Origin of the sequence: Acinetobacter sp. V102_4, from assembly GCF_031799005.1 — a bacterium.
Taxonomy (GTDB): domain Bacteria; phylum Pseudomonadota; class Gammaproteobacteria; order Pseudomonadales; family Moraxellaceae; genus Acinetobacter; species Acinetobacter calcoaceticus.
The window spans coordinates 142,305-166,768 of sequence record NZ_JAVQNR010000052.1 but is presented as its reverse complement, the minus strand read 5'-3'; the positions used below and the strand labels follow the sequence as shown (position 1 = coordinate 166,768).

Annotated in this window: 24 protein-coding genes; 14 read left to right on the top strand and 10 right to left on the bottom strand. The window is 40.9% G+C overall.

Going from position 1 to position 24,464, the window contains the following annotated elements:
* The first annotated feature begins 2 nt into the window (after positions 1-2).
* Genes RMB13_RS19375 through RMB13_RS19340 form a run of 8 tightly spaced genes read left to right on the top strand, consistent with a single transcriptional unit; the run spans position 3 to position 6,572 of the window.
* Positions 3-1,298: an NAD(P)/FAD-dependent oxidoreductase gene (locus RMB13_RS19375; protein ID WP_311086109.1), complete on the top strand. Its 1,296-nt coding sequence runs from the start codon at positions 3-5 to the stop codon at positions 1,296-1,298.
* Between the two features lie 2 nt (positions 1,299-1,300).
* The gene (locus RMB13_RS19370; RefSeq protein WP_311086108.1) at positions 1,301-1,846 is read left to right on the top strand and encodes a DUF3261 domain-containing protein; all 546 of its coding nucleotides are present in this window, start codon (positions 1,301-1,303) and stop codon (positions 1,844-1,846) included.
* Positions 1,843-3,045 carry a beta-ketoacyl-[acyl-carrier-protein] synthase family protein gene (locus RMB13_RS19365; RefSeq protein ID WP_311086107.1) on the top strand — a complete coding sequence of 401 codons (1,203 nt, stop codon included), beginning with the start codon at positions 1,843-1,845 and terminating at the stop codon, positions 3,043-3,045. Before RMB13_RS19370 ends, RMB13_RS19365 begins: the two co-directional genes overlap by 4 nt.
* Positions 3,045-3,470 carry a 3-hydroxylacyl-ACP dehydratase gene (locus RMB13_RS19360; protein WP_003654915.1) on the top strand — a complete coding sequence of 142 codons (426 nt, stop codon included), beginning with the start codon at positions 3,045-3,047 and terminating at the stop codon, positions 3,468-3,470. Before RMB13_RS19365 ends, RMB13_RS19360 begins: the two co-directional genes overlap by 1 nt.
* A gap of 23 nt (positions 3,471-3,493) precedes the next feature.
* On the top strand, positions 3,494-4,219 hold the full coding sequence (locus RMB13_RS19355; protein WP_005036897.1) for a 3-ketoacyl-ACP reductase FabG2: 726 nt from the start codon (positions 3,494-3,496) through the stop codon (positions 4,217-4,219).
* Complete coding sequence (locus RMB13_RS19350; protein WP_311086106.1) at positions 4,219-5,445, top strand: beta-ketoacyl-ACP synthase; 1,227 nt, start codon at positions 4,219-4,221, stop codon at positions 5,443-5,445. The genes RMB13_RS19355 and RMB13_RS19350 overlap by 1 nt, the downstream gene beginning before the upstream one ends.
* A gap of 11 nt (positions 5,446-5,456) precedes the next feature.
* Positions 5,457-5,891, top strand: coding sequence for a hypothetical protein (locus RMB13_RS19345; protein WP_005036894.1), 435 nt, complete (start codon positions 5,457-5,459; stop codon positions 5,889-5,891).
* Between the two features lie 24 nt (positions 5,892-5,915).
* Entirely contained in the window at positions 5,916-6,572 is a 657-nt protein-coding gene (locus RMB13_RS19340) for a 4'-phosphopantetheinyl transferase superfamily protein (protein ID WP_017391270.1), read from the top strand.
* A gap of 69 nt (positions 6,573-6,641) precedes the next feature.
* Here the strand turns inward: RMB13_RS19340 and secB are convergent, their stop codons facing one another.
* The 4 genes from secB to rsgA form a co-directional block, all read right to left on the bottom strand.
* The gene (gene secB / locus RMB13_RS19335) at positions 6,642-7,094 is read right to left on the bottom strand and encodes a protein-export chaperone SecB (protein ID WP_003654925.1); all 453 of its coding nucleotides are present in this window, start codon (positions 7,092-7,094) and stop codon (positions 6,642-6,644) included.
* A gap of 27 nt (positions 7,095-7,121) precedes the next feature.
* Positions 7,122-7,379, bottom strand: coding sequence for a glutaredoxin 3 (gene grxC / locus RMB13_RS19330; protein ID WP_003654926.1), 258 nt, complete (start codon positions 7,377-7,379; stop codon positions 7,122-7,124).
* Positions 7,380-7,390: 11 nt separating this feature from the next.
* Entirely contained in the window at positions 7,391-7,807 is a 417-nt protein-coding gene (locus RMB13_RS19325) for a rhodanese-like domain-containing protein (RefSeq protein ID WP_003654928.1), read from the bottom strand.
* 97 nt (positions 7,808-7,904) lie between these two features.
* Positions 7,905-8,966 carry a small ribosomal subunit biogenesis GTPase RsgA gene (gene rsgA, locus RMB13_RS19320; RefSeq protein ID WP_004641160.1) on the bottom strand — a complete coding sequence of 354 codons (1,062 nt, stop codon included), beginning with the start codon at positions 8,964-8,966 and terminating at the stop codon, positions 7,905-7,907.
* 125 nt (positions 8,967-9,091) lie between these two features.
* On the opposite strand from rsgA, the gene orn reads away from it, so the two are divergent.
* The 3 genes from orn to RMB13_RS19305 all read left to right on the top strand — a co-directional run bounded on the left by orn (position 9,092) and on the right by RMB13_RS19305 (position 11,484).
* On the top strand, positions 9,092-9,658 hold the full coding sequence (gene orn, locus RMB13_RS19315; protein WP_003654932.1) for an oligoribonuclease: 567 nt from the start codon (positions 9,092-9,094) through the stop codon (positions 9,656-9,658).
* Positions 9,659-9,811: 153 nt separating this feature from the next.
* On the top strand, positions 9,812-10,543 hold the full coding sequence (locus RMB13_RS19310; RefSeq protein WP_003654934.1) for a Bax inhibitor-1/YccA family protein: 732 nt from the start codon (positions 9,812-9,814) through the stop codon (positions 10,541-10,543).
* 137 nt (positions 10,544-10,680) lie between these two features.
* Complete coding sequence (locus RMB13_RS19305; protein WP_003654938.1) at positions 10,681-11,484, top strand: enoyl-ACP reductase; 804 nt, start codon at positions 10,681-10,683, stop codon at positions 11,482-11,484.
* Positions 11,485-11,553: 69 nt separating this feature from the next.
* On the opposite strand, the gene RMB13_RS19300 is transcribed toward RMB13_RS19305, so the two are convergent.
* The 6 genes from RMB13_RS19300 to leuS all read right to left on the bottom strand — a co-directional run bounded on the left by RMB13_RS19300 (position 11,554) and on the right by leuS (position 20,585).
* On the bottom strand, positions 11,554-12,948 hold the full coding sequence (locus RMB13_RS19300; RefSeq protein ID WP_080592999.1) for an efflux transporter outer membrane subunit: 1,395 nt from the start codon (positions 12,946-12,948) through the stop codon (positions 11,554-11,556).
* A 22-nt stretch (positions 12,949-12,970) separates the two neighbouring features.
* A complete protein-coding gene (locus tag RMB13_RS19295) occupies positions 12,971-14,965 on the bottom strand; it encodes a MacB family efflux pump subunit (protein WP_017391269.1) in 1,995 nt (664 codons plus the stop codon).
* A gap of 2 nt (positions 14,966-14,967) precedes the next feature.
* On the bottom strand, positions 14,968-16,308 hold the full coding sequence (locus tag RMB13_RS19290) for a MacA family efflux pump subunit (protein ID WP_311086105.1): 1,341 nt from the start codon (positions 16,306-16,308) through the stop codon (positions 14,968-14,970).
* Positions 16,309-16,415: 107 nt separating this feature from the next.
* The gene (holA, locus tag RMB13_RS19285; RefSeq protein WP_311086104.1) at positions 16,416-17,405 is read right to left on the bottom strand and encodes a DNA polymerase III subunit delta; all 990 of its coding nucleotides are present in this window, start codon (positions 17,403-17,405) and stop codon (positions 16,416-16,418) included.
* Positions 17,406-17,423: 18 nt separating this feature from the next.
* Positions 17,424-17,933, bottom strand: coding sequence for an LPS assembly lipoprotein LptE (gene lptE, locus RMB13_RS19280; RefSeq protein ID WP_092707358.1), 510 nt, complete (start codon positions 17,931-17,933; stop codon positions 17,424-17,426).
* A 27-nt stretch (positions 17,934-17,960) separates the two neighbouring features.
* The gene (gene leuS / locus RMB13_RS19275; RefSeq protein WP_199990074.1) at positions 17,961-20,585 is read right to left on the bottom strand and encodes a leucine--tRNA ligase; all 2,625 of its coding nucleotides are present in this window, start codon (positions 20,583-20,585) and stop codon (positions 17,961-17,963) included.
* Positions 20,586-21,119: 534 nt separating this feature from the next.
* Between leuS and RMB13_RS19270 the strand changes: the two genes are divergently transcribed.
* The 3 genes from RMB13_RS19270 to ilvC are packed head-to-tail and all read left to right on the top strand — an operon-like array spanning position 21,120 to position 24,383.
* Positions 21,120-22,844 (top strand): acetolactate synthase 3 large subunit, encoded by a 1,725-nt coding sequence (locus tag RMB13_RS19270; RefSeq protein ID WP_003654952.1) that lies wholly within the window; start codon positions 21,120-21,122, stop codon positions 22,842-22,844.
* Positions 22,844-23,335: an acetolactate synthase small subunit gene (gene ilvN / locus RMB13_RS19265; protein WP_001215920.1), complete on the top strand. Its 492-nt coding sequence runs from the start codon at positions 22,844-22,846 to the stop codon at positions 23,333-23,335. The genes RMB13_RS19270 and ilvN overlap by 1 nt, the downstream gene beginning before the upstream one ends.
* A 31-nt stretch (positions 23,336-23,366) precedes the next feature.
* Complete coding sequence (gene ilvC / locus RMB13_RS19260; protein WP_004641176.1) at positions 23,367-24,383, top strand: ketol-acid reductoisomerase; 1,017 nt, start codon at positions 23,367-23,369, stop codon at positions 24,381-24,383.
* Positions 24,384-24,464: the final 81 nt, after the last annotated feature.

The window sequence follows — 24,464 nt, the reverse complement described above, 5'->3', positions numbered from 1 at the left end:
CTATGAGCACTATAGAAAAAATTGACGTTGTAATTATTGGGGCTGGACCATCAGGTAGTTCTGCTGCGGCACTTCTTAGAAAAAAGGGTTATACCGTTACGGTCATTGAAAAACAGTATTTCCCGCGTTTTTCGATTGGGGAGTCATTGTTACCGCAATCTATGGCGTTCTTAGAAGAAGCTGGTTTACTCGAAACGGTCCGTGAGCATGTTGATCAATACGCTTTTCAATTTAAAAATGGCGCGGCTTTTTTACGCGGTAAACAACGTAGCTTTTATGACTTTACAGAAAAATTTACGGATGGACCGGGAACTACTTGGCAAGTTCGCCGTGCAGATTTTGACAACTTACTCGCAAAGCAGGCACAAGTTTATGGTGCTGACATACGCTTTGGACATGAGGTTTTAGATGTTGATGTTGCATCTGAACAACCCTTACTTACCGTGTTAGATGAAGAACAACAGCGTTATCAAATTCAAACCAAGTTTTTGTTAGATGCGAGTGGTTTTGGGCGGATTTTACCAAAGCTTTTAGATTTAGAGAGCCCATCAAACTTTCCGGTACGTCGTGCACTGTTTACCCACATTGAAGATGGGATTACAGACGACCCTGAGTTTGACCGCAATAAAATTTTAATTACTGTGCACGAAAAAGATCATCGCGCATGGTATTGGCTGATTCCATTTGCAGATGGACGTGCTTCTTTTGGTGTCGTTGCAGAACAAGATTTTTTTGACAAATACACAGTCGAAAATGCTGAAGATAATGAACCTGAGGCAATGTTTAAGCGTATTTTAGCCGATGAGCCAAGTTTGTCACATGTATTGAGCCGTGCAAAATTTGATACACCAGTGCGGACCTTGGTGGGTTACTCAGCGAATGTAAAACACTTGGCAGACCGCAACTATGCACTATTAGGTAATGCGGGTGAGTTTCTAGATCCCGTCTTTTCATCGGGTGTGACGATCGCTTTAAAATCTTCCAGCTTGGCTGTACCTTTGGTTGAGCGTGTCTTGCAAGGTGAGCAGGTAGACTGGTTGCAAGAATATGAAAAACCATTACGCCGTGGTATTCAGGTGTTTCGTGCCTATGTTGAGTCATGGTATGAAGGCGAGTTTCAAGATGTAGTGTTCTCACAAAATCAGAATGAAGGCATTCGCCGTATGATTTCTTCATTACTGGCGGGTTATGCGTGGGATGAAAAAAATCCAATCCATAAAAATGCCAAACGTAGACTTACTACTTTGGCAGAATATTGTCGTGAGGGTTTGGCACAAGAACAGGCACTTGAGGGGTAATCATGCAACGCAAATGGGCAACGATATTACTCAGTAGCTTTATATTTTTAAATGGTTGTCAGGTTATGCCACACGCCAAAGGGCTGCAAAGCCCACTATGGCAGGCACAAGCTTATCAACGGCAAGATCAGGTTGAAGTTCAGTGGAAGCAGCAAAGTTTTAGCTTCTTGTTATACCAACAGCAAAAGGGTGCTGTACTGGATATGGTGGCTTTGAGCCTGACAGGTCAACAATTATTTAAGTTACAGTTTGATGGACATCGGGTTCATATTGAACAACGTATTGATCAAATGCGTTTATTGCCTTTTGAGTTTGTGGTACGTGACCTTTTGTTTGCGACATACCCTCAATTTTCACATTTAGGGCAGCAAGCAGTAGAGATGAAACAACAAGCAGGCATGCAGGTTGTTTATATTGAAAAGCAGCCTGTGTTGCAGCTTAAACAAGGGCAAGGAAGCATTGAATTGATTAATGAACAAGTCCCTTATACCATGACGCTGAGTTCGATTGAAAATACGTTGCAGACAGAAGAAAGTCCTACACCATGAAACATTTACCTTCAGAAAATGCAGCCACAATGGCAGTAGGCATACAATTAAGTGTCGGTTTATCTGCATTAGGTTGCGAACTTCATCAAATCAAGCAGGCATTACAACAGCCACAGCAAACCTTAAGTTTGCGAGATGATTTAATTGCTGATCGTAATGTTTGGGTGGGGCAATATACACATCAATTATGCTCGAATGTACCAGACACCTTACAGTCTGTAGATTCACGTAATCTACGTTTTGCATTAACTGCATTATCTGAAATCGAAGCAGCGTTAAGAGTCTATACGGCATCCTTTGAAAATAAACGTTTGGCAATTGTCGTTGGCACATCGACTTCTGGTATTGCAGATAATGAATTATTACTTAAGCAATATTTTCAAGGGAAAACTGCTCTTTCAATATCTCACTATCCACAAGAAATGAGCTGTTTAGCAAAAGCATTGCAGCAGTACTTAGGATGGGAAGGGCCTGCATATACTATTTCGACCGCTTGTTCTTCAAGCGCTAAAGCATTAGCCGCGGGTCAGCGATTACTTCATGCAGATTTAGCCGATGTTGTACTGGTGGGTGGCGTTGATACCTTGTGTCAGTTGACACTAAATGGATTTAATAGCCTAGAAAGTTTATCTGAACGGACTTGCCAACCCTGCGGCGTGAAACGTGATGGCATTAATATTGGTGAAGCTGCTGCATTTTTTGTATTAAGTAAAGCCACTGCTCCTGTGATGTTAATGGGTGCTGGTGAATCGATGGATGCATGGCATATTTCGGCTCCACATCCTGAAGGCAAAGGTGCGGCTTTAGCTATGCAACGTGCACTAGATATGGCTCATATTTCAGCTCAAGAGGTTGGTTATATCAACTTGCATGGCACAGCAACTCCACAAAATGACGCAATGGAAATTAAGGCCGTACGACAAGTTTTTGGTGATTATCGAGTTGCTTTAAGTAGCACCAAACACAAAACTGGACATTGCCTCGGTGCAGCTGGCGCTATAGAAGCTTTTATTTGTGAACAAGTTCTAAAAGATCAAAGTTGGTTGCCAGTGCATCAAAACATTGAGATTGATCCAGATTTGGCTGACCAAAATTATGTGCTAGATGCCGCGCTAAAACAGCCCATCCGCTATGTGATGAGTAATTCTTTCGCTTTTGGGGGAAGTAATATTAGTCTTGTTTTTGGAGTGAAGCCCTGATGAAACTTGATGCAATTCAATATATTCCTCATGAGCAGCCCATGGTTTTTATTGACCATTTAACTGATGTGGCAGAAGGGCGGGCACAAGCAGAACTCACGATTACACCCGAGCTCATGTTCTGTGAAGCAGAAGGCTTGCCGACATGGGCAAGTATTGAAATTATGGCACAAACCATCAGCGCTTATTCAGGCTGGCAAGGTCAGCAGTCAAAACAAGCGCCAAAAGTCGGTTTTTTATTGGGAACACGTAAGTTAAATTTACCAATCCCATATTTCGCTTTAGGTTCACGATTGATCATTCAAATAGAACAACAATATTTTCATGAAGGACTTGGGCAATTTTCCTGTGAAATCAAATATGCTGAACACTGCATTCAGGCAACGTTAAGTGTATTTGAGCCAACAGAAACACCATTTGAATAACCACAAAGAATTAGGAATACATTGTGACAAGACGAATTTTAGTAACGGGTTCAAGTCGAGGAATTGGGAAAGCGATTGCATTACAACTTGCAAAGGCGGGTTTTGATGTAACTGTGCATGCACGTTCGCGTCAGGCAGATGCCGAGCAAGTCGTACAAGAGATTCAAGCGCTAGGACAAAATAGCCATTATTTAATGTTTGATGTCACTGAACGCCAGACGGTTCAGCAAATTTTAGAACAAGATGTAGAGCAACACGGTGCATTCTATGGTGTTGTATTGAATGCAGGTCTTACCCATGATGGTGCTTTCCCAGCTTTAACAGATCAAGATTGGGATGAAGTTATTTCGACTTCCTTAGATGGTTTTTATAACGTATTAAAACCATTAGTTATGCCAATGATCCATTTGCGTAAAGGCGGTCGTATCGTCACGTTATCTTCGGTTTCTGGCATTATGGGCAATCGTGGTCAGGTCAACTACAGTGCTGCAAAAGCAGGGTTGATTGGTGCGACCAAGGCCTTGGCACTCGAATTGGCCAAGCGAAAAATTACCGTGAACTGTGTAGCACCCGGCCTGATTGAAACTGAAATGGTTACCGATGAAGTCAAAGAGCATGCACTTAAAATGATTCCGTTACAACGCATGGGACAGGTCGATGAAGTTGCTAGCGTGGTGAAATTCTTGTGTTCAGATGAAGCTTCTTATGTGACCCGACAGGTTATCTCTGTGAATGGGGGACTCATCTGATGAAACGCGTTGTGGTGACAGGAATGGCAGGGATTACTTCTTTAGGTGAAACCTCTGATGAGATTTTTGCCCAATTTGAAGCCGCTAAAAGTGGTATTCGCTACATGCCGGAGTGGGAACAGTATGTTGACCTTCGGACTAAGCTTGCTGGACCTGTTGAAACTTTTCATGTTCCAAAACATTTTAACCGTAAAGTCACCCGTGGTATGGGTCGTGTTGCGCTCATGTCTGTGGTTTGTGCCGAAACTGCTTTGCAAAATGCTGGCTTGCTTGGACACGAAATTTTGTCTAGTGGCGAAGCGGGTGTTGCATTTGGTTCTTCTGCGGGCAGTGTAGAGGCCGTGGGTGAGTTTGCAAGCATGTTGCTTCATCAGAGCATGAATAAGATCAATGCAACAACCTATATCCGCATGATGGCTCATACAAGTGCGGTGAACATGACCGTATATTTTGGTCTAAAAGGGTTAACTTTACCGACATCAAGTGCATGTACCTCTGGTTCTATGGCCATTGGGCAAGCCTATGAAGCGATTAAATATGGCAAACAACAGGTCATGATTGCTGGTGGTGCAGAAGAACTCAGTGCAGCAGGTGCTGCGGTTTTTGATGTATTGTTCGCGACCAGTGGAATGAATGACCAACCAGAAAAAACACCACGACCATTTGATGCTAAGCGAGATGGATTGGTGATTGGTGAAGGGGCAGGCTGTTTAATTTTAGAAGAATACGAACATGCCAAAGCTCGAGGTGCCCATATCTATGCAGAAGTGATCGGCTACGGTAGCAATACTGATGGTCAACATGTCACTCGCCCCGAGTCAGAAATGATGGGTCGCTGTATGCAATTGGCACTTAAAGATGCATCTGTAGAAGCTAAAGACATTGCTTATGTAAATGCGCATGGCACCTCAACTGATCAGGGGGATGTGGCTGAAAGTCAGGCGACAGCAGCAGTTTTGGGACGTAAGCCGATCAGCTCTTTAAAAAGCTACTTTGGACATACGCTGGGGGCGTGTGGGGCTATTGAAGCTTGGCTGAGCATTGAAATGATGAACCGTAGTCGCTTTATTCCAACTTTAAATCTAGATGAAGTCGATCCACTGTGCGGTGATCTGGATTATATCGTTCAGCAGCCAAGAACTCTGGATGCTGACATTATTATGAGCAATAACTTTGCTTTTGGCGGAATTAATACTTCGCTTATTTTTAAACGTGTTAAACAATAAGGAACACAACAATGTTAAATAAAAAACTTTTATTTGTAGCAATGCTAAGTGCGGGTTTTACTGCCACTGTTCAGGCTGGAGATGAAGTACATCAGTTAAATTTTAAAGAAGCTGTAGACCGTGCAGTTGCAGATGGCACTTTAGATGGTTCAGTAAAGTTTTATTTAAAGGGTACAAAGTCTGGTGGTAAAGTCATTCAAAAAGATGCAGTAACCAATAAAAAGACCAATGGTTTTGGTAAGTCAGCAGCAACGTCTTGTGATTGGGTTTTACGTTCAGCACTCATCCAAATGCAAAACAATGCTAAAGCACAAGGTGCAAACGCGGTTACCAATATTGTGAGCTATTTTAAAGCTAATGAAACCACAAGTACGACAACTTACGATTGCTATAAAGGTGCCATGATGGCGGGGGTTACCTTAAAAGGCGACGTGGTTAAATTCTAATTAATTTTAAATAAGGTCGGGATAATGTCTAAGCGTAATATTGAAGTCTACACCCAGACATTGTCCCAGCTTCTTTTAAAATCTAAACAAGATTTCCCTGACTTTCGTACATTTAATCATTATAAAAAACAGCAGATACATAACATTAGAAACGAGCTGATAGCACAGAAATTACAAATTACAATAACGGATTTAGCGTTTGCAAAGCATGAGCATGGCAAGCCATATTTATTGAATCACGATTTAGATTTCAATCACTCTCATAGCCAACAGTATTATGCTTTAGCGATGAGCCCGCATGTTAAAGATATCGGTGTCGATGTTGAAGAACTAGACCGTAAAGTTCGTTTGGAAGCTTTAGCCCAGCATGCATTTCATCCTGATGAATATGAAACGTGGCTAAGCTTAGAACAAGACAGAGAATACTGGTTTAAAGTCTGGACGACTAAAGAAGCTGTTCTAAAAGCATCAGGTCTCGGTATACGATTAGATTTAAACACTTTAAATACTCAAGCACATCCTACAGACAATGGCGGAATATGTTCTCATCCACTTATTGGGACATTTGCTTATCAAAATTTTGTTTTAGGCAATATGATGCTAACAGTGGCATGGCGCTCAGAATTATCTTGCCGCGGTTTTCAATTTCCAACTATTCAGCTTCATTCACTTGATTCTTAATAAGTGAAATAGCAGACATAAAAAAACCGCGAATTGCGCGGTTTTTTTAGTTTAGAGCAAGCTATAAAATTAAGCTTGACCTTCAACAGCTTGAGCACGTTGCATATTTGCTTCGAACTCTGCATCAAAGTTGATTGGAGTAAGAAGTAACTGTGGGAAGCTACCTTTAGTCACTAAATCATTTACCGCTTCACGTAAGAACGGGAACAAAATATTTGGGCAATAAGCGCCTAAAATATACGGTAAGCGATCTTCTTCGATGTTATCAATCAAGAAAATACCTGATTGAGTGATATCTACAATGAACGCTGTTTCGTTGTCGTTATCGGCTTGTACCACAACTTTTAAAGAAACTTCAAAATGAGTTGGATCAATTTTTTCTGCAGCAGAAGAAAGATTGATATTGAGTTCAGGTTGCCATTGTTTAGTAAAAACCTGCGCCCCTGGAACCTCAAAAGAAATATCTTTTGTATAAATACGCTCTAAAGCTAATTGTGGTTGAACTTGTTGTTCTTCGCTCATTGTTTTTTCCTTAATATGGATGCGATGTTAAGCCAATAATTCGTCGAGTTTACCTTCACGCTCTAAAGCATAAAGTTGGTCAAAACCGCCAATAAACTGATCGTTAATAAAAATTTGTGGGACAGTACGATGATTCGTGCGTTGCATTAATTCAACACGTACTTCCGGTGCTTCAACAGAAAGATTTACTTCTTTGTAAGCAATACCTTTACGCTCAAGTAGCTGTTTAGCTCGAACGCAATACGGGCATACAGAAGTTGAGTAAACAATGACATTTGCAGTCATAATAATTTTCCTTAAGCTTTTGGTTTGCTTTTTACAAGAGGTAAGCCTTGTGCTTTCCAGTTACTAATACCACCATCAAGACGATAGCTGTCATGGTGAGCAACTTTTTGCAAAGCACTACCAGCAACTTGCCCGAGGTTGCAAATAAATACCAATGGACGCTCACTTGCTTTTAATTCATCAGCATGACTTGCAATTTGGCTGAAAGGAATATTGCGGCTGCCACTAATATGACCTTCACGGAAGTCTTTACTATCGCGCAAGTCGATCAGTATGGCATTTTTCGCTTTCACTAAAATACCAAGCGACTGTGGTGAAATTTTACGACCGTTACGTTGACCTTCAAAAATGAAGAACAACACGACCAAGACTCCGAGCGTACCAAACAAAATGGGGTGATTCCCCATAAACTCTAACCAGCGTTCCACAAGTCACCTAAAAAAATTAAAAACAAAATTGACCTAGAGTATAGCGTATATAGATGGTGATCAAAATCACCACTTCAAGTGCAAAGCGGACAGAAAATTAGTTTTTTTGCTGTGCTTCTTGAATCTCATCATTTAAACGCAAAAAGCTATCTAGGCGCCGTGGTAAAATTTCACCAGATTCTACTGCGTGTTTTAACCCACAGTTCTTTTCATGAGTATGGGTGCAATTACGGAATTGGCAAGAACCCAAATGTGCTTCAATTTCTGGAAAGCCCATACGAATTTTTTCTAAATCAAGATGCCAAAGCCCAAATTCACGAATTCCTGGTGAGTCGATTAACGCGCCATTTTTACCGAAATTCATTAAACGTGTAGAGGTTGTTGTGTGCTGACCGAGTGCAGAGTTTTCAGAAATAATATTTGTTTTTTGCTCTGCATCTGGAATTAATACGTTAATTAAAGAACTTTTCCCTACACCCGATTGACCAACGAAAGCTACCGTTTCGCCATCTAAACGTTCAGATAAAGCAGAGATATCTCCCTTTTTAGACTGACAAATCATCACCTCATAACCCAAAGTTTTATATTCTTCTAATAGCGTGAGAATTGGGTCATTTTCAGTGAGTAAATCTGATTTATTTAAGACTAAAAGCGCAGGAATATTAGCGTCTGCGCAAGCAACTAAATAACGGTCGATTAATGTCGGAGCTGGCTCAGGAAGGGGAGAAAATACTATTACAATCAAACTGATATTTGCTGCAACTGGTTTAACCTTGTGATAACGGTCTGGACGGGTAAGTAACGAGTTGCGTGGATGAATGGCAGTAATAATGCCTAAACCTGTGTTCGGGTCTGCTTGCCATTTAACTCGGTCACCAGTCACAAGTAACTCAAGGTTAGTTCTAGTGTGACAGCGCCATACGCTTTTGAGCTCGATAGGTTTCCAGAATGGTTCTGGCTCTCCTTCGGCAACTTGAGGTTTTTCTGGGTGATGCTCAGGTACAGAGAGTGCCTGTACTTCGAGTTGGCGGCCATAATGTTGTACAACGAGTCCGTCCAGATCTTGTGAAGTATCGGCCTCTTCTTGGCGAGTTTTGTGCTGTTTTTCAATACGACGTTGCTGCTGTTCAGTTAAACGACGCTTACGAATTAAAGCCATTCATATCCCAAAAAAACCACTGTTTGAAGATGGCAAAAATAGCATGAAGCGGCTATAGAATTACAGCGCAGATGCAAGAAATTTGCTACTATTGATGTTTTTACGGCATTTTAGAACGTACATACATGAGCAGTACTTTAAATACACGATTAATTTGGATTGATCTGGAAATGACCGGTTTAGATACCGATAATGACCAAATTATTGAAATCGCAACAATTATTACAGATGATAATTTAAATGTACTTGCCGAAGGTCCGGTCTTGGCTGTCCATCAACCTGATCGTATTTTAAATGCAATGGATGAGTGGAATACCCGCCAACATGGACAATCTGGATTGGTTGAACGAGTTCGTCGTAGCAAATTGACAGCTCGTGATGCTGAGCTACAGACTTTAGAATTCCTAAAAAAATGGGTCAACCCAAAAGTTTCACCAATGTGCGGTAACTCGATTTGTCAGGATCGCCGCTTCTTACATCGCCTTATGCCTGAGCTAGAGCAATATTTCCATTATCGTAATCTTGATGTATCTACGGTAAAAGAACTTTCAAAACGCTGGCGCCCTGAAATTATGAGCGGTCTGAAAAAGAATGCATCGCACTTAGCTATGGATGATATTCGTGACTCAATTTCTGAATTGAAATATTACCGTGAATACTTCTTTATTATGAATACTGATGGTAAAGATTGATTACGTTGTATACGTAATATGAAAGGGGGCTGCTGCCCCTTTTTTTATTGCTTAAAGGACATTGTTACAATAATGCCGAGAGCCTGATTTGGCTTTCATATTCATTTTGCTTAAAATGATGTTTTAAATTTTTATTATAAAAAGAGAGCATTTATGCAAAGTAATAACCCGATACTGACACGTGTTGAAACGGTCAGTGACTATAGTCAACCAATGACTGTGCAAGGTGCGATTCAAAAATCTGTTATGTTGACGGTCATTGCAGCGGCTGTGGGCATTGCTTTATTTTTCTACGCAGCTTTTACTGCAAATGTTGGTATTGCCTATGCGGGTGCTATTGTTGGTGCAATTGGTGGCCTGGTTTTAGCTTTGATTGCCACATTTAAACCGACAACTGCGCCAACCTTAGCAATTCCATATGCCTTATTTGAAGGTGCATTTTTAGGCGGTATTTCTTTTACTTTTCAAATGAAGTACCCAGGTGTGCCTTTACAAGCATTACTTGCCACGTTCGTGACAACATTGGTGATGTTTGGTCTATATAAATTTCAGATTGTACGTGCAACAGAAAAATTTAAGTCAGTTGTGATATCTGCATCTCTGGCTATTTTTCTTGTGTTTATCGTGCAGATGATCATGCGCTTAGCCTTTGGTTCAAGCATTCCTTATATTTTTGAAAGTAACTGGTTAGGAATTGGCTTTGCTGCATTTATTGCTGTGATTGCGTCACTTAACCTGATTTTAGATTTCGATTTAATTGAAACCAACGCAGCTTACCGTGCTCCAAAATTTATGGAGTGGTTATGTGGAATTGCATTACTCTCAACTTTAGTTTGGATGTATATCTCTTTTTTACGTTTGATTGGTTTGTTATCTGACGACTAAAATTATATTCATTTAGAAGTCGCTCCTCATGAGGGGCGATTTTTTTTCGTGCGATTTTTGAAAAAAGATGCATTATGCAATTTCGAAAACCGTTGAATATTGGCATTATGCTTTAAATTGTTTTGAGTGAGATCGGCATGACACAAGGACTTTTAGCAGGTAAACGCTTTTTGATTGCAGGCGTTGCTAGTAAATTATCAATTGCTTTTGGTATTGCCCAAGCATTACACCGTGAAGGTGCAGAGCTTGCGTTTACTTATCCAAACGAAAAATTAAAAAAACGTGTGGATGAATTTGCTGAGCAATTCGGTTCTAAGCTTGTGTTCCCATGTGATGTTGCAGTTGATAGCGAAATTGACAATGCATTTGCAGAACTTGCAAAACATTGGGATGGTCTAGATGGCGTAGTTCACTCTATCGGCTTTGCTCCTGCACATACACTTGATGGTGATTTTACTGACGTGACTGACCGTGACGGTTTTAAAGTTGCTCATGACATCAGTGCATACAGCTTTATTGCGATGGCACGTGCTGCAAAACCATTACTACAAGCTCGCCAAGGTTGTTTATTGACTTTGACTTACCAAGGTTCTGAGCGCGTTATGCCTAACTACAACGTAATGGGTATGGCAAAAGCTTCTTTAGAAGCGGGTGTTCGTTACTTAGCATCAAGCTTAGGTGTTGATGGTATTCGTGTAAACGCGATTTCTGCGGGTCCAATTCGTACATTGGCTGCTTCTGGTATTAAATCTTTCCGTAAAATGTTAGATGCTAATGAAAAAGTTGCACCATTAAAACGCAACGTAACCATTGACGAAGTGGGTAATGCAGCGCTTTTCCTTTGCTCACCATGGGCTTCAGGTATTACTGGTGAAATTCTATATGTAGATGCTGGTTTCAATACAGTAGGTATGAGCCAATCTATGATGGATGATGAATAAGTTTTAAAATTTATTCAGACATAAAAAAAGCCGTAGTTGAAGGACTACGGCTTTTTTACTGGACGCAAGTTATTGAGGAAGTTCTTTTACAGGTGAACCACCTAAAGCTTGCATGAGGGTGACATAAGCGTTGTATTGGCTTTGTTTAGTTTCAACAAGGCTTAAGCGTGCAGTACGTGTCGTTTGCTGAGCATCAAGAAGTGTTTTTAATGCGACAGCACCATAACGATAACGGACTTCAGTTAAACGTTCAGTTTTTTCTGCAAGTTCAACATTACGTTCTTGTAACGCTACTTGTTTGTCGAGTTCTGTACGACTTGATAAAGCATTCTCGACATCAGCAAAAGCCTGATAAAGCGTCTGGCGATATTGAATAATCGCTTTTTCATAATCCAGATTGCTAATCGCAATATCTTTCTTCATATCGTTATATTGCAAAAACGGTAAGCTTAAACTTGCACCTAAAGTTAGGGCAGGATTACGTAACAGTTCTGTCAATGATGTACTGCTTGAGCCCAAACTACTGGTTAAACTAATCGATGGATAGTAGCTCGCCTTAGTAGCATCTTTAGTCGCGAGCGCCTTTTTCAAACGAAGCTCAGAGGCTTGTAAATCGGGACGGCGCGATAAAATATCGGCAGGTAAGCCTGCACCAATTGCTGGTAGTGCATTGCGTGGCAAACGTTTGGGCTCTTGAATGTTTAACTGTTGCAATGGTTCATGTAAGAGCACTGCAATGGCAGTACGTGTTTCAACCAGTTGTTGCTCAATCTGGCTTAGGCTTGCTTTTTGGCTTTGTACAGATTGTTCTGCTTGAGTAAGATCTACACCTGAAACAGCACCAGCTTTATACTGAATCTGTACTAGTTGATATAGCTTTTGTGAGGTCGCCAGACTCTGCTGAGCAGTCGCATAACGTTCATTTAAATAACCAAGTTGCCAATACAATTTAGCCGTGGTTGCAATTAAACTTTGTCCAGTGGCTTGTAGGTCTTGTTCAGTCGCTAAAGCTTCCCATTTACTTGCTTCAGTTTGGCGTGCAAGCTTACCAAACAAATCAACTTCATAGCTTACGCCCGCACTCATTGATAGACCTTTAGCGCTGTCATCTCCTGAGTTCAAATCAAAAGAATGTCCAGTTGAAACACTAGAGCTAGTCCGTAAGCCCTGCTTATTTGCGGTTAGGTCAGCTTGTAAACGTGCTTGTTTTAAGGTAATGCCTGCGACAGCTAAGTCACTGTTACGTTCTAATACATTGCTTACGAGCTGATTAAGCTGTGCATCACCAAAAAGTGTCCACCAACGGTCAGAATATTGATCGGCAGACATGGTTTTTGCTTTTGTGGCGTCATACTGAAAACTACCCGGAACTTGTACCGCAGGTGTTTCGTAAGGTGTTTTTACCACAGCAGCACATCCAACAAGAGAGCTTGTGAGGAGAAGTGCTGTGCTGAGTTTAGTCATAGAGAAAGACATGCAATTTTCCTTATTCTCGTGATAGTGCGGCAACTGGGTCGAGTTTTGCGGCATTCTTGGCTGGTAAGAAACCAAAAACGACACCAATCAGTGTTGAACACACAAATGCTGCAATAATAGAAGTGCTTGAATAAGCCACGCTAAAGTTACCGCCAGCAAATTTATTAATGAGTTGTCCAAGGCCAAGTGACAGTAAGACACCGAGTACACCACCAATTAAACAGACTAAAATTGCTTCAATAAGAAATTGCTGCAAAATATCACTTTGACGTGCACCAACAGCCATACGTACACCAATTTCCTGAGTACGTTCAGTCACAGAAACCAGCATAATATTCATAACCCCGATACCACCAACGACCAATGAAATTACGGCAATTGCTGAAACCAGAAGGGTCATCGTGCTGGTTGTTTTCTCAATGGTTTGACGGATACTGTCACTGTTCATAGTGAAAATATCTTGTGCACCATGGCGCTGGGTTAATAAGTTTACAATCGCATTTTCTGCGGCTGTAGTTGAATATTTGTCATTAATACGAACCACAATATTGCGGACATTGGACTGACCTAGCATACGGCTCATTACAGTTGTATAAGGCATATACACGTTTAAGGTGTCATCTGAACCCATGCCGCTAGTTTGTGGTTCTACAACCCCAATGATGCGCGCTGGTACACTACCGAGTAGTACTACTTGGCCAATTGGATTGCTACCATCGCCAAAAAATTGTTTTTGGGTATTGGTATCAATCACCACATCTTGTGAGCGATCACGCACACTACGTTGATCAAAAGTTTGCCCATCTTTAAAGACCAAACCTTTTACATCGAAATAATCATTACTCACACCATTAATGGTGGCGTTTGCTTCATTCTGTTGATAGCGCATAGTCTTGGATGTACTGACCATCGGACTGACTGCACTAACATAAGGTTGAGTCATTAACGCATCGGCATCGGCAGGAACCAAGGTCTTAAAGCTTGCAGTTTTGGAGTTGTCACCAAAACCACGGCCCTGAAACACCGTAATCGTATTGGTTCCCAGACTACTAATATTGCTTAAAATTTGCTGTTGAGACCCTTTACCTAGAGCGACCACGGTAACAACAGATGCAATACCAATAATGATGCCAAGCATGGTTAAAAAAGTACGCATGCGATGGGCATTCATAGACAGTAAAGCCATTTGGAAGGCTTCAGATAAACGGTCTAAAGTTGAACGCCATGCAGAAATACTTTTGCCTTTCTTCTGTTTACCTTGTAAAGCAGGAGCGGCATCAGGATCAGACTTGATTGGTTCGGCTGCTTGATCTGGAACATTAGGACGGTCACTAATAATTTCTCCGTCACTAATCTCGATAATACGAGTCGCATTTTTTGCAACTTGCATATCGTGTGTCACCAGAATAATAGTGTGACCAGCAGCATTGAGTTCACGCAAAATACGCATAACTTCAACACCACTATGTGAGTCGAGTGCTCCTGTTGGTTCATCCGCAAGGATAACGTCACCACCATTCATGAGGGCACGAGCAATAGAAACACGTTGTTGCTGACCACCAGAAAGCTGACTTGGTCTATTAAGTGTTTTAGTGCCTAACCCTAATTCGGTAAGTAGAGCTGTTGCGCGTTGTTTACGCTCAGAAGGCGTAACACCTGCATAAACAGCTGGAACTTCGACGTTACCTTCAGCAGATAAGTCACCCAGTAAATGGTAGCGCTGGAAAATAAAACCAAAATATTCACGACGTAGTCGAGCGAGCTGATCTGGCTCTAACTTACCAGTCTCTTGCCCACTAACTTTGTAACTACCACTGGTAGGGCGGTCTAAGCAGCCCAAAATGTTCATGAGCGTTGACTTACCCGAACCAGACTGGCCGACAATGGCAACCAGTTCACCTTCATAAATGGTAAGGTCAATCCCTTTTAAAATTTGTATTGTGCTTTCGCCAGCAGGGAATTCCCGGACCAGATTGCTGACTTCAAGCAAAGCTTGTTTTGTCATGCTTACATTCCCATTGGGCCACTACGGCGACGGTTATTACTACTATTTGCTGATGCAGCAGAAGTATCTGCACTATCGGCAATGACAACTTGATCACCTTGTTTTAAGCCCGCAAGAACTTGCGCATTTACACGGTTGTTGATGCCAACCAAAATTTGAGTTGGTTTAGTTGAGCCATCGGCTTGTAATATGCGTACAACACTTAAAGTTAACTTGCCTTGCTCAATTAACTGTTTTTGCTCAGCAGTCAGGTTAAGACGTTCTAAACGAGCTCCATTTCCTTGAGATTTTTTAGCAGCTTCAGGTGTAGAGCTTGCTTTATCAGATGACTGACCTGATTTTCTTTGACCTGAAAATTGTTTAGAGCTAAGTGCTGATGAAGGAACGAGCAGGGCATTTTTAGCTGAGTTTAAAACAATATAAACTTGTGCAGTCATATCAATACGCAATTTACCATCGGTATTTGGCACATCGAATAGGGCATTATAGTAAACGGCTGAGCTTGTAGTTGAACTAGTGGTATTCGTTGATTCGCTAGAAATTGAATCAGGAGCAGGTTCAATTTGACGTAAGGTTGCGTAACGCTTAGTGTCTTCGCCTAAGGTAGTGAAGTAAACCTGTTGGCCTTTCTCAACTTTCATAATGTCAGCTTCACTGACTTGAGCCTTAATCGTCATATTTTGTAGTTTTGCAATTTTGACAATTGTTGGCGCACTTTGGTTTGCGTTTACCGTTTGACCTTCTTCAGTCACAATTGCGACAACCGTACCATCAGTTGGAGCAAGAATACGTGTATAACCAATATTGGTTTGCGCCGTAGATCTAGTCACTTTTGCAGATTCGATTTGCGCATCTAATGCTTTGATTTGTGCTTGAGCTGTTTTATAGCTTGCTTCAGCCGATTCTAGATCTGCGCGTGGTGTTGCATCTTGCGCATACATTTGTTGCTGACGGCGGTACTCAAGTTGCTTTTCATTCAAAGAAGCAACTTGTTGAAGGCGCTGTGCTTCTAAATTTTTAATATTCGCATCAGAGGTTTTTAAACTATTTTCTTGTGTGGTTGAATCAATTTGCGCAATAAGTTGACCTTGCTTAACCTGATCGCCCAGTTGTACATACATCTTTTTAACCTGACCAGATACCTGCGCACCGACACTAATCAGTTTGGTTGCATCAAGTGTACCCGTTGCAAGTACATTATTTTCAATATCCCCGCGCGTTACCTCGGCAGTAATATATTGTGGTTGCTGTTGTTTTGGCTTGAAAAACTTCCAAGCTAATACAGCAATAATGACTATACAGACGATGATAATAACAAGTTTGATTGGCTTTATTTTTGGCATGGCGAGAGGTCGAAAAGTTTAAAATTTAATTTAGTATAAAAGCGAAATGAGGATAAAACGTGAATTTTTATGATATTTCAGGAATGAAGAAAAATGATTCAGCCGAATTATTGTATAAATAGTGTTTTCCCACATAATTCAGCAATCGCCTGCTGCATTAAATGTTCTGCATTTTCGTTCGACATTCCTTTAATTGCTGCATCAATTTGCAATAGAAGGGTAGACCAGCCTAAAAACTGTTGTGGATTTAGTCTTCTTAAGGCTTGTTGATATAAACCAACCTTAGTTTTCCATATACCAAGCTGCAAGGCATTATGAGGTTGCTCAAACAATTGCATCAACAAGCGCATTTCTTTACTTAAAGTCCATAAAATCAGACTGTCTGGTTCGCCTGCTGCAATTAAATATTGAAAAATCTTAATAGATTGGCCAAGGTTGCCTTCTAATAATGCATCACTTAAATCATAGGTGGTATAGCGTGATTGATCTTGTAGGCACGCATATAATTGTTCAATTTGAATGAGTTGTTGGTCTGGAAATGTATCTCTTACACGCATCAAGCTATTTTTAGCTGCAAGCAAATTGTGCTCATGATGTTGCATTAGCCACTGCCAAGCATCATTGTCGAGCTGGATCTCAAGCTTTTCTGCTTCTACGTTTAAAATACGTTGGCGATCTTGAGGGTAATTTGCCGTTAATGCAACTACAACCCCATTTGCTTCAACAACTTGGAAAAAAGCAGATTTTAAGCTGCTACTATCTTGTTTGGGTAAAACAATTAATAGCAGGTTATGTTCATTATGTTGTATATAGCTTTTGAGTTGTTTTAAGCCATTCGCATCAGGTTTTATATTGCCGTGTACTTCAATAGCGAGCTGCTGAGAAAATAAAGATAAGCTATTAAGTGCATTAAAGACATTTTTCCAGTCGCTCACGCTACTAATATCATAGCGCTGTCTTTCAACTTCTTGTTGTTGCCAGCTTTTGCGAAAGGCATCTAATAAATTTTGTTCTAATAAGGGCTCTTGCCCATGCAAAATCCACGCACCCCGAGCTTCCGGAGTACGTTTTAAGGCTTGTAAATAGTCAATTTTCATTGCAGGCAAAAATACAGATTAAGGCTGAGCTTTTGGCAAACGATTTGCTGAAATCTGACGAGTGATTTGTTGTGCAATATCATCAATCACAATATGTTGTAAGTAAGTTTCTTGCTGATTTTCAGTGTTGACTGTTGCCAAGTCATATTGATAACTACGAGATGCAGTTAATGAGCGTGGTTCAGTAATTTTATTACCCTGACGATCTTCAATCTGGAAGGTTACGGTTAGGCGTAATAATACTTCTGTCAGTTTTCCATTTAAAAGCTGACGACGTGGTGTGTATTCCAAAACACGGAGTACATAGGCATCACTATCATTACTGAATTGAACACCATTGGCAGCCAAATACACTTTTAACTGCGTTTCCAAATCATCAGTTTTAGCTGGTAACTCAAGGCTTAACTTTTTATAAACAAGCGGAGTCGCAGTCGGGTTGGTTCCTTTTAAATGAAATCCACACCCAACTAAGCCTGCACTAAGGCCTAAGGTTAAAACAACAGCGGCTAAACGTTTGGCTAAGTGCATGCTTGATCCTCTCATTAATAACTTTAATTAAACCACGAGGTTAACTAGTTTATTTGGAACCACAATTTCTTTTTTTGTTGGTCCGGTTAAGAATTGTTGAACTTCTGGTAGAGCTTTAGCTTGAGCTAATAGATCTTCTTTAGAAATATCAACAGAAACTTCAAGTTTACCGCGAAGTTTACCGTTAACCTGTACAACAATCGTTTGCGTATTACGTGTTAACGCAGAAGCATCCACTTCAGGGAACGTTGCTGCTGTAACATCTGTACCAAATTGAGCCAATAAAGTTTGGCTTAAATGTGGTGCAAATGGTTCGAGCAAAGTTAAAAGTGTAGTGATCGCTTCACGTTCTACAGCAATGTCGTTGTCATCTTTTGCTTCAAACTTGTTGCTTGCGTTTAACAACTCCATTAAAGCTGCAATAGCAGTATTGAATGCATGACGACGTTCAATATCATCACTTACCTTTTGAATGGTTTCGTGTGTTTTACGACGTAAATCTTGAGCATCTTTAGACAAGTTTGCAGTATCGATTGTAGAAGTTGAGTTTCCTTTTTCAAGGAAGCCTGCTACAAGACGCCATACACGTTTCAAGAAACGGTTTGCACCTTCAACACCTGCATCAGACCATTCTAAAGATTGATCTGGTGGTGCAGCAAACATCATGAATACACGAGCAGTATCTGCACCGTATTGATCAATAATCGCTTGCGGGTCGATACCGTTGTTTTTCGACTTAGACATTTTTTCTTGTCCGCCGATGACAACTTCTTGACCATCACCTGAATATTTTGCAGAAAGAATACGACCTTTTTCATCGCGCTCTAACTCAATATCAGCTGGGTTAAACCAAGTTTTCTTACCATTTTCTGCTTCACGGTAGAACGTGTCTGCAAGCACCATGCCTTGAGTTAACAAGTTGGTAAATGGTTCATTACCTTGTACAACGCCTTCGTCACGCATTAATTTGTGGAAGAAACGTGCATAAAGTAAGTGAAGAATTGCGTGCTCAACACCACCAATGTATTGGTTCACAGGAAGCCAGTTTTGAGCTGCTTCAGGTTTAACCATACCACCAGTGAAGTCTGGAGAAGCATAACGTGCATAGTACCAAGATGACTCTACGAAAGTATCTAAAGTATCTGTTTCACGACGTGCATCGCCGCCACAACAAGGACATTTAGTTTCATAGAATTCAGGCATTTTATTAAGCGGGTTGCCTGAACCATCTGGTACAACGTCTGTTGGTAATACAACAGGCAGTTGATCTTCAGGCACTGTAACTTGACCACAAGTATCACAGTTAATCATTGGAATTGGACAACCCCAGTAACGTTGACGAGATACACCCCAGTCACGTAAACGGAATTGAACTTTAGAATTTGCTAAATTTTGTGGTTCTAATTTTGCAAGGAATGCATCAAAAGCAGCTTGGAATTCTAAACCGTCAAACTCTCCAGAGTTAACAAGTTTACCTTCTTTAGAACCGTACCATTCTTGCCACTGGGTTGCAGAGTAGTCTGCATCGTCAGCGCCTTTAGCATCAATCACTTGCTTGATTGATAAATTAAACTTGTTAGCAAATTCAAAATCACGTTCGTCATGTGCAGGCACAGCCATAACAGCGCCAGAGCCATAAGACATTAATACGTAGTTTGCAATCCAAACAGGAAGCTCTTCACCAGTTACAGGATGTTTTACAAACAAGCCTGTTGCCATGCCTTTTTTCTCAGCTGTCGCCAAGTCCGCTTCTGCAACTGAACCCATGCGGCATTCTTCAATAAATGCAGCCAATTCAGGGTTAGTTTCAGCAGCTTTAAGCGCAAGCGGGTGTTCTGCTGCAACGGCAACATAAGTCACACCCATAAGCGTGTCGGCACGAGTTGTATAAACAGTTAAACCGTCAGCATAAATTTCAGTATTGGCAGATGGGAACGTAATTTCCATGCCAGTAGAGCGACCAATCCAGTTACGTTGCATGGTCAACACTTGTTGAGGCCAGCCGTCTTGTAGGGTGTCAAGATCGTCTAATAATTCTTGTGCATAATCCGTAATACGGAAGTAGTACATTGGAATGTCACGTTTTTCAACCAATGCACCTGAGCGCCAGCCACGACCATTTTCAACTTGTTCGTTTGCCAAAACTGTTTGGTCAACTGGATCCCAGTTTACTGTTGAAAGTTTACGGTAGATCAGGCCTTTTTTATAAAGCTGAACAAATAACCATTGTTCCCAGTGATAATACTCTGGTGTACAAGTTGCGAACTCGCGATCCCAGTCTACAGATAGACCCAATTTTTTTAATTGGTCACGCATGTAAGCGATGTTTTCAAATGTCCATTTTGCCGGAGCAACTTTATGGGCAATTGCTGCGTTTTCAGCAGGTAAACCGAATGCATCCCAACCCATAGGTTGTAGCACAGTTTCACCTTTTAAACGGTAAAAACGGCTAATTACATCGCCAATTGTATAGTTACGCACATGCCCCATATGCAGCTTGCCGCTTGGGTAAGGAAACATTGACAGGATGTAGCGATGTTTACCTTCGACAGTGTCGGCAACTTTAAAGACTTTACGATTTTCCCAATCTTGTTGAACTGATGGTTCAATCGTGTTTGCTTGATATTCGGGGTCAATGTGAGAAATAGTCATAGACGTAAGCTATACAACAAAAATTGATATTAAAGATTGTTGCACAGCATAGCGCAAAATCGACAAAAATGCAGTTTCGGGATGGATTTATTTTCCGCTAAAAATTAAACAGGAATAAACCTGAAAAAAGCAGGGATGTAATGAAAAAAGAAAAGTGGAAAAATCAAATAAGATGAAAAAATAGTCAGTTAAAAAATAATCATAGAAAAGTGTTTCTTTAATCTTGACTTTAGTGAATTAAACAACAAAAATGCTTCCTTTAGTTTTATATGCGATTATTTGATCACCCTTCGAATAACCGTCATGTTTTGTAATAGACATTCTCTCTAGCCGAGAGATTGATTTTACTTAAAGTATGTATATCCAGACATGCTTTATTAATGTTAAAAAAGCTTATACGGCTGAAAAACAGAAATTTTTCTATTGCAACGAAAACTAGACAATATGTGTGCTATAACAGTGCAGACAATTCAATGAATGAAACACTATTTGTGCCTTCCATAAATAGTGATAAAGATTTTAGGGTGAATCACGTTGGAACTTTTATCTGGTGGTGAAATGCTCGTTCGTGCTCTTGCGGACGAAGGCGTTGAACATGTTTTTGGTTATCCAGGCGGCGCTGTATTACATATTTATGATGCGCTATTTCAACAAGACAAAATTAATCATTACCTCGTACGTCATGAACAAGCTGCTGGTCATATGGCAGATGCTTACTCGCGTGCGACAGGTAAGACTGGCGTAGTACTGGTCACTTCTGGACCTGGCGCAACTAATACTGTGACTCCAATTGCAACAGCTTATATGGACTCAATCCCAATGGTGATTTTGTCTGGCCAGGTTGCATCACATCTTATTGGTGAAGACGCTTTCCAAGAAACTGATATGGTGGGTATTTCACGTCCTATCGTGAAACACAGCTTCCAAGTTCGTCACGCAAGTGAAATTCCTGCAATTATCAAAAAAGCATTTTATATTGCATCAAGTGGCCGTCCTGGTCCAGTTGTAGTCGATATTCCAAAAGATGCGACAAATCCTGCAGAAAAATTTGCGTACGAATATCCTGAAAAAGTGAAGATGCGTTCTTATCAGCCACCTTCACGTGGTCATTCTGGTCAAATTCGCAAAGCGATTGATGAGCTTTTAAGTGCTAAACGCCCTGTAATCTATACTGGTGGTGGTGTTGTTCAAGGTAATGCTTCTGCATTATTGACTGAGTTGGCTCATTTGTTGGGCTACCCAGTGACAAATACACTTATGGGTCTTGGTGGCTTCCCTGGCGATGATCCACAGTTTGTGGGCATGTTGGGTATGCACGGTACTTATGAAGCAAACATGGCGATGCATAATGCTGACGTCATTCTTGCAATTGGTGCACGTTTTGATGACCGAGTAACCAATAACCCTGCAAAATTCTGTGTGAATGCCAAAGTTATTCATATTGATATTGATCCGGCGAGCATTTCAAAAACGATCATGGCGCACATTCCGATTGTAGGGGCAGTTGAGCCTGTACTTCAGGAAATGTTGACGCAATTGAAACAATTGAATGTGTCTAAGCCTAACCCTGAAGCAATTGCTGCATGGTGGGATCAAATTAATGAATGGCGTAAAGTTCATGGCTTGAAGTATGAAACACTGGCTGATGGCACAATGAAGCCACAGCAAGTTGTTGAAGCTTTATATAAAGCGACCAATGGTGATGCCATCATTACTTCAGATGTGGGTCAACACCAAATGTTTGGTGCGTTGTATTACAAGTACAAACGTCCACGTCAATGGATTAACTCAGGCGGATTAGGCACCATGGGCGTAGGTTTACCTTATGCAATGGCAGCCAAGTTGGCTTTCCCAGATCAACAGGTAGTTTGTATTACCGGTGAAGCTTCAATTCAGATGTGTATTCAGGAGCTTTCAACTTGTAAGCAATACGGTATGAATGTGAAGATCTTGTGCTTGAATAACCGTGCTTTAGGTATGGTTAAACAATGGCAAGATATGAACTATGAAGGCCGTCACTCAAGCTCATATGTTGAATCATTACCTGATTTTGGCAAGTTAATGGAAGCATATGGTCATGTTGGTATCCAAATTGATCATGCTGATGAACTAGAGTCGAAGCTTGCTGAAGCAATGGCAATTAATGATAAATGTGTATTCATTAATGTCATGGTTGATCGTACAGAACATGTTTATCCAATGCTGATCGCAGGTCAGTCAATGAAGGATATGTGGTTAGGTAAAGGGGAGCGTACATAATGAGACATATTATTTCTGTACTCGTTGAAAACGAAGCTGGTGCGCTTTCTCGTTTGGTGGGTTTGTTCAGTCAACGTAACTACAACATTGAAACGTTGAATGTAGCTCCAACCGAAGACCCAACTTTATCACGTCTGACGTTAACTACTTATGGCGATGACCATAAGATTGAACAGATTACAAAGCAGCTCAACAAACTTGTTGAAGTTGTAAAAGTAGTAGATTTATCAGAAGGTTCGCACATTGAGCGTGAACTGATGTTGATTAAAGTAAAAGCGTTAGGTGCTTCACGTGCTGAAATTAAGCGAACAGCGGATATTTTCCGTGCGCAAATTGTAGACGTGACACCAACTACCTATACCATTCAAATAGCAGGGACAACTGAAAAATTAGATGGTTTTATCGATGCGCTTGCAGAAAACACTATTCTAGAAGTCGTTCGTTCAGGTGTATCTGGTATCGCCCGTGGCGAAAAAGTATTAGCCATTTAATTTTTTAAAAGTATTTTAGCGGAGAACACAAATGCAAATTTTTTACGATAAAGACTGTGACTTATCAATCATCCAAGGCAAGAAAGTAGCGATTGTTGGTTACGGCTCTCAAGGTCATGCTCATGCACTTAACCTTAAAGACTCAGGCGTAGACGTAACTGTAGGTTTACGCGCAGATTCAGCTTCTTGGAAGAAAGCTGAAAATGCTGGTCTTAAAGTTGCAGAAGTTCCTGCTGCTGTTAAGCAAGCTGACCTCGTAATGATTTTGACTCCAGATGAATTCCAATCACAACTTTACCGTGACGTGATTGAGCCAAACATCAAAGAAGGCGCAACTTTAGCATTTGCTCATGGTTTCTCAATTCTTTATAACCAAGTTGTTCCACGTAAAGACTTAGACGTAATCATGGTTGCTCCGAAAGCACCTGGTCACACAGTTCGTTCAGAATACCAACGTGGTTCAGGTGTTCCTGACTTAATCGCAATTCACCAAGATGCTTCTGGTAATGCTCGTAACGTTGCTCTTTCTTATGCTTCAGGTGTAGGTGGCGGCCGTACTGGTATTATCGAAACTTCATTCCGTGAAGAAACTGAAACTGACTTATTCGGTGAGCAAGCCGTTCTTTGTGGTGGTGCGGTTGAACTCGTGAAAATGGGCTTCGAAACTTTAGTTGAAGCTGGTTATGCACCAGAAATGGCTTACTTCGAATGTTTACACGAACTTAAATTGATCGTTGACTTGATGTTCGAAGGCGGTATCGCTGACATGAACTACTCAGTATCTAACAATGCTGAGTATGGCGAATATGTAACTGGTACTGAAGTAATTAACGAACAGTCTCGTGAAGCAATGCGTAATGCATTGAAACGTATTCAATCTGGCGAATACGCGAAGATGTTCATTCAAGAGGGTGCATTAAACTACCCATCTATGACTGCTCGTCGTCGTCAAAATGCTGCACATGGTATTGAAGTAACTGGTAATAAGTTACGTTCAATGATGCCATGGATTCAAGCAAACAAAATCGTAGACAAAGAAAAGAACTAATTTTCTTTTTCTAAAGCTTCAAAAGAACCCTGCGCTAAGCAGGGTTCTTTTTTTATACTATTTTTGTTTGAATATGAAAAG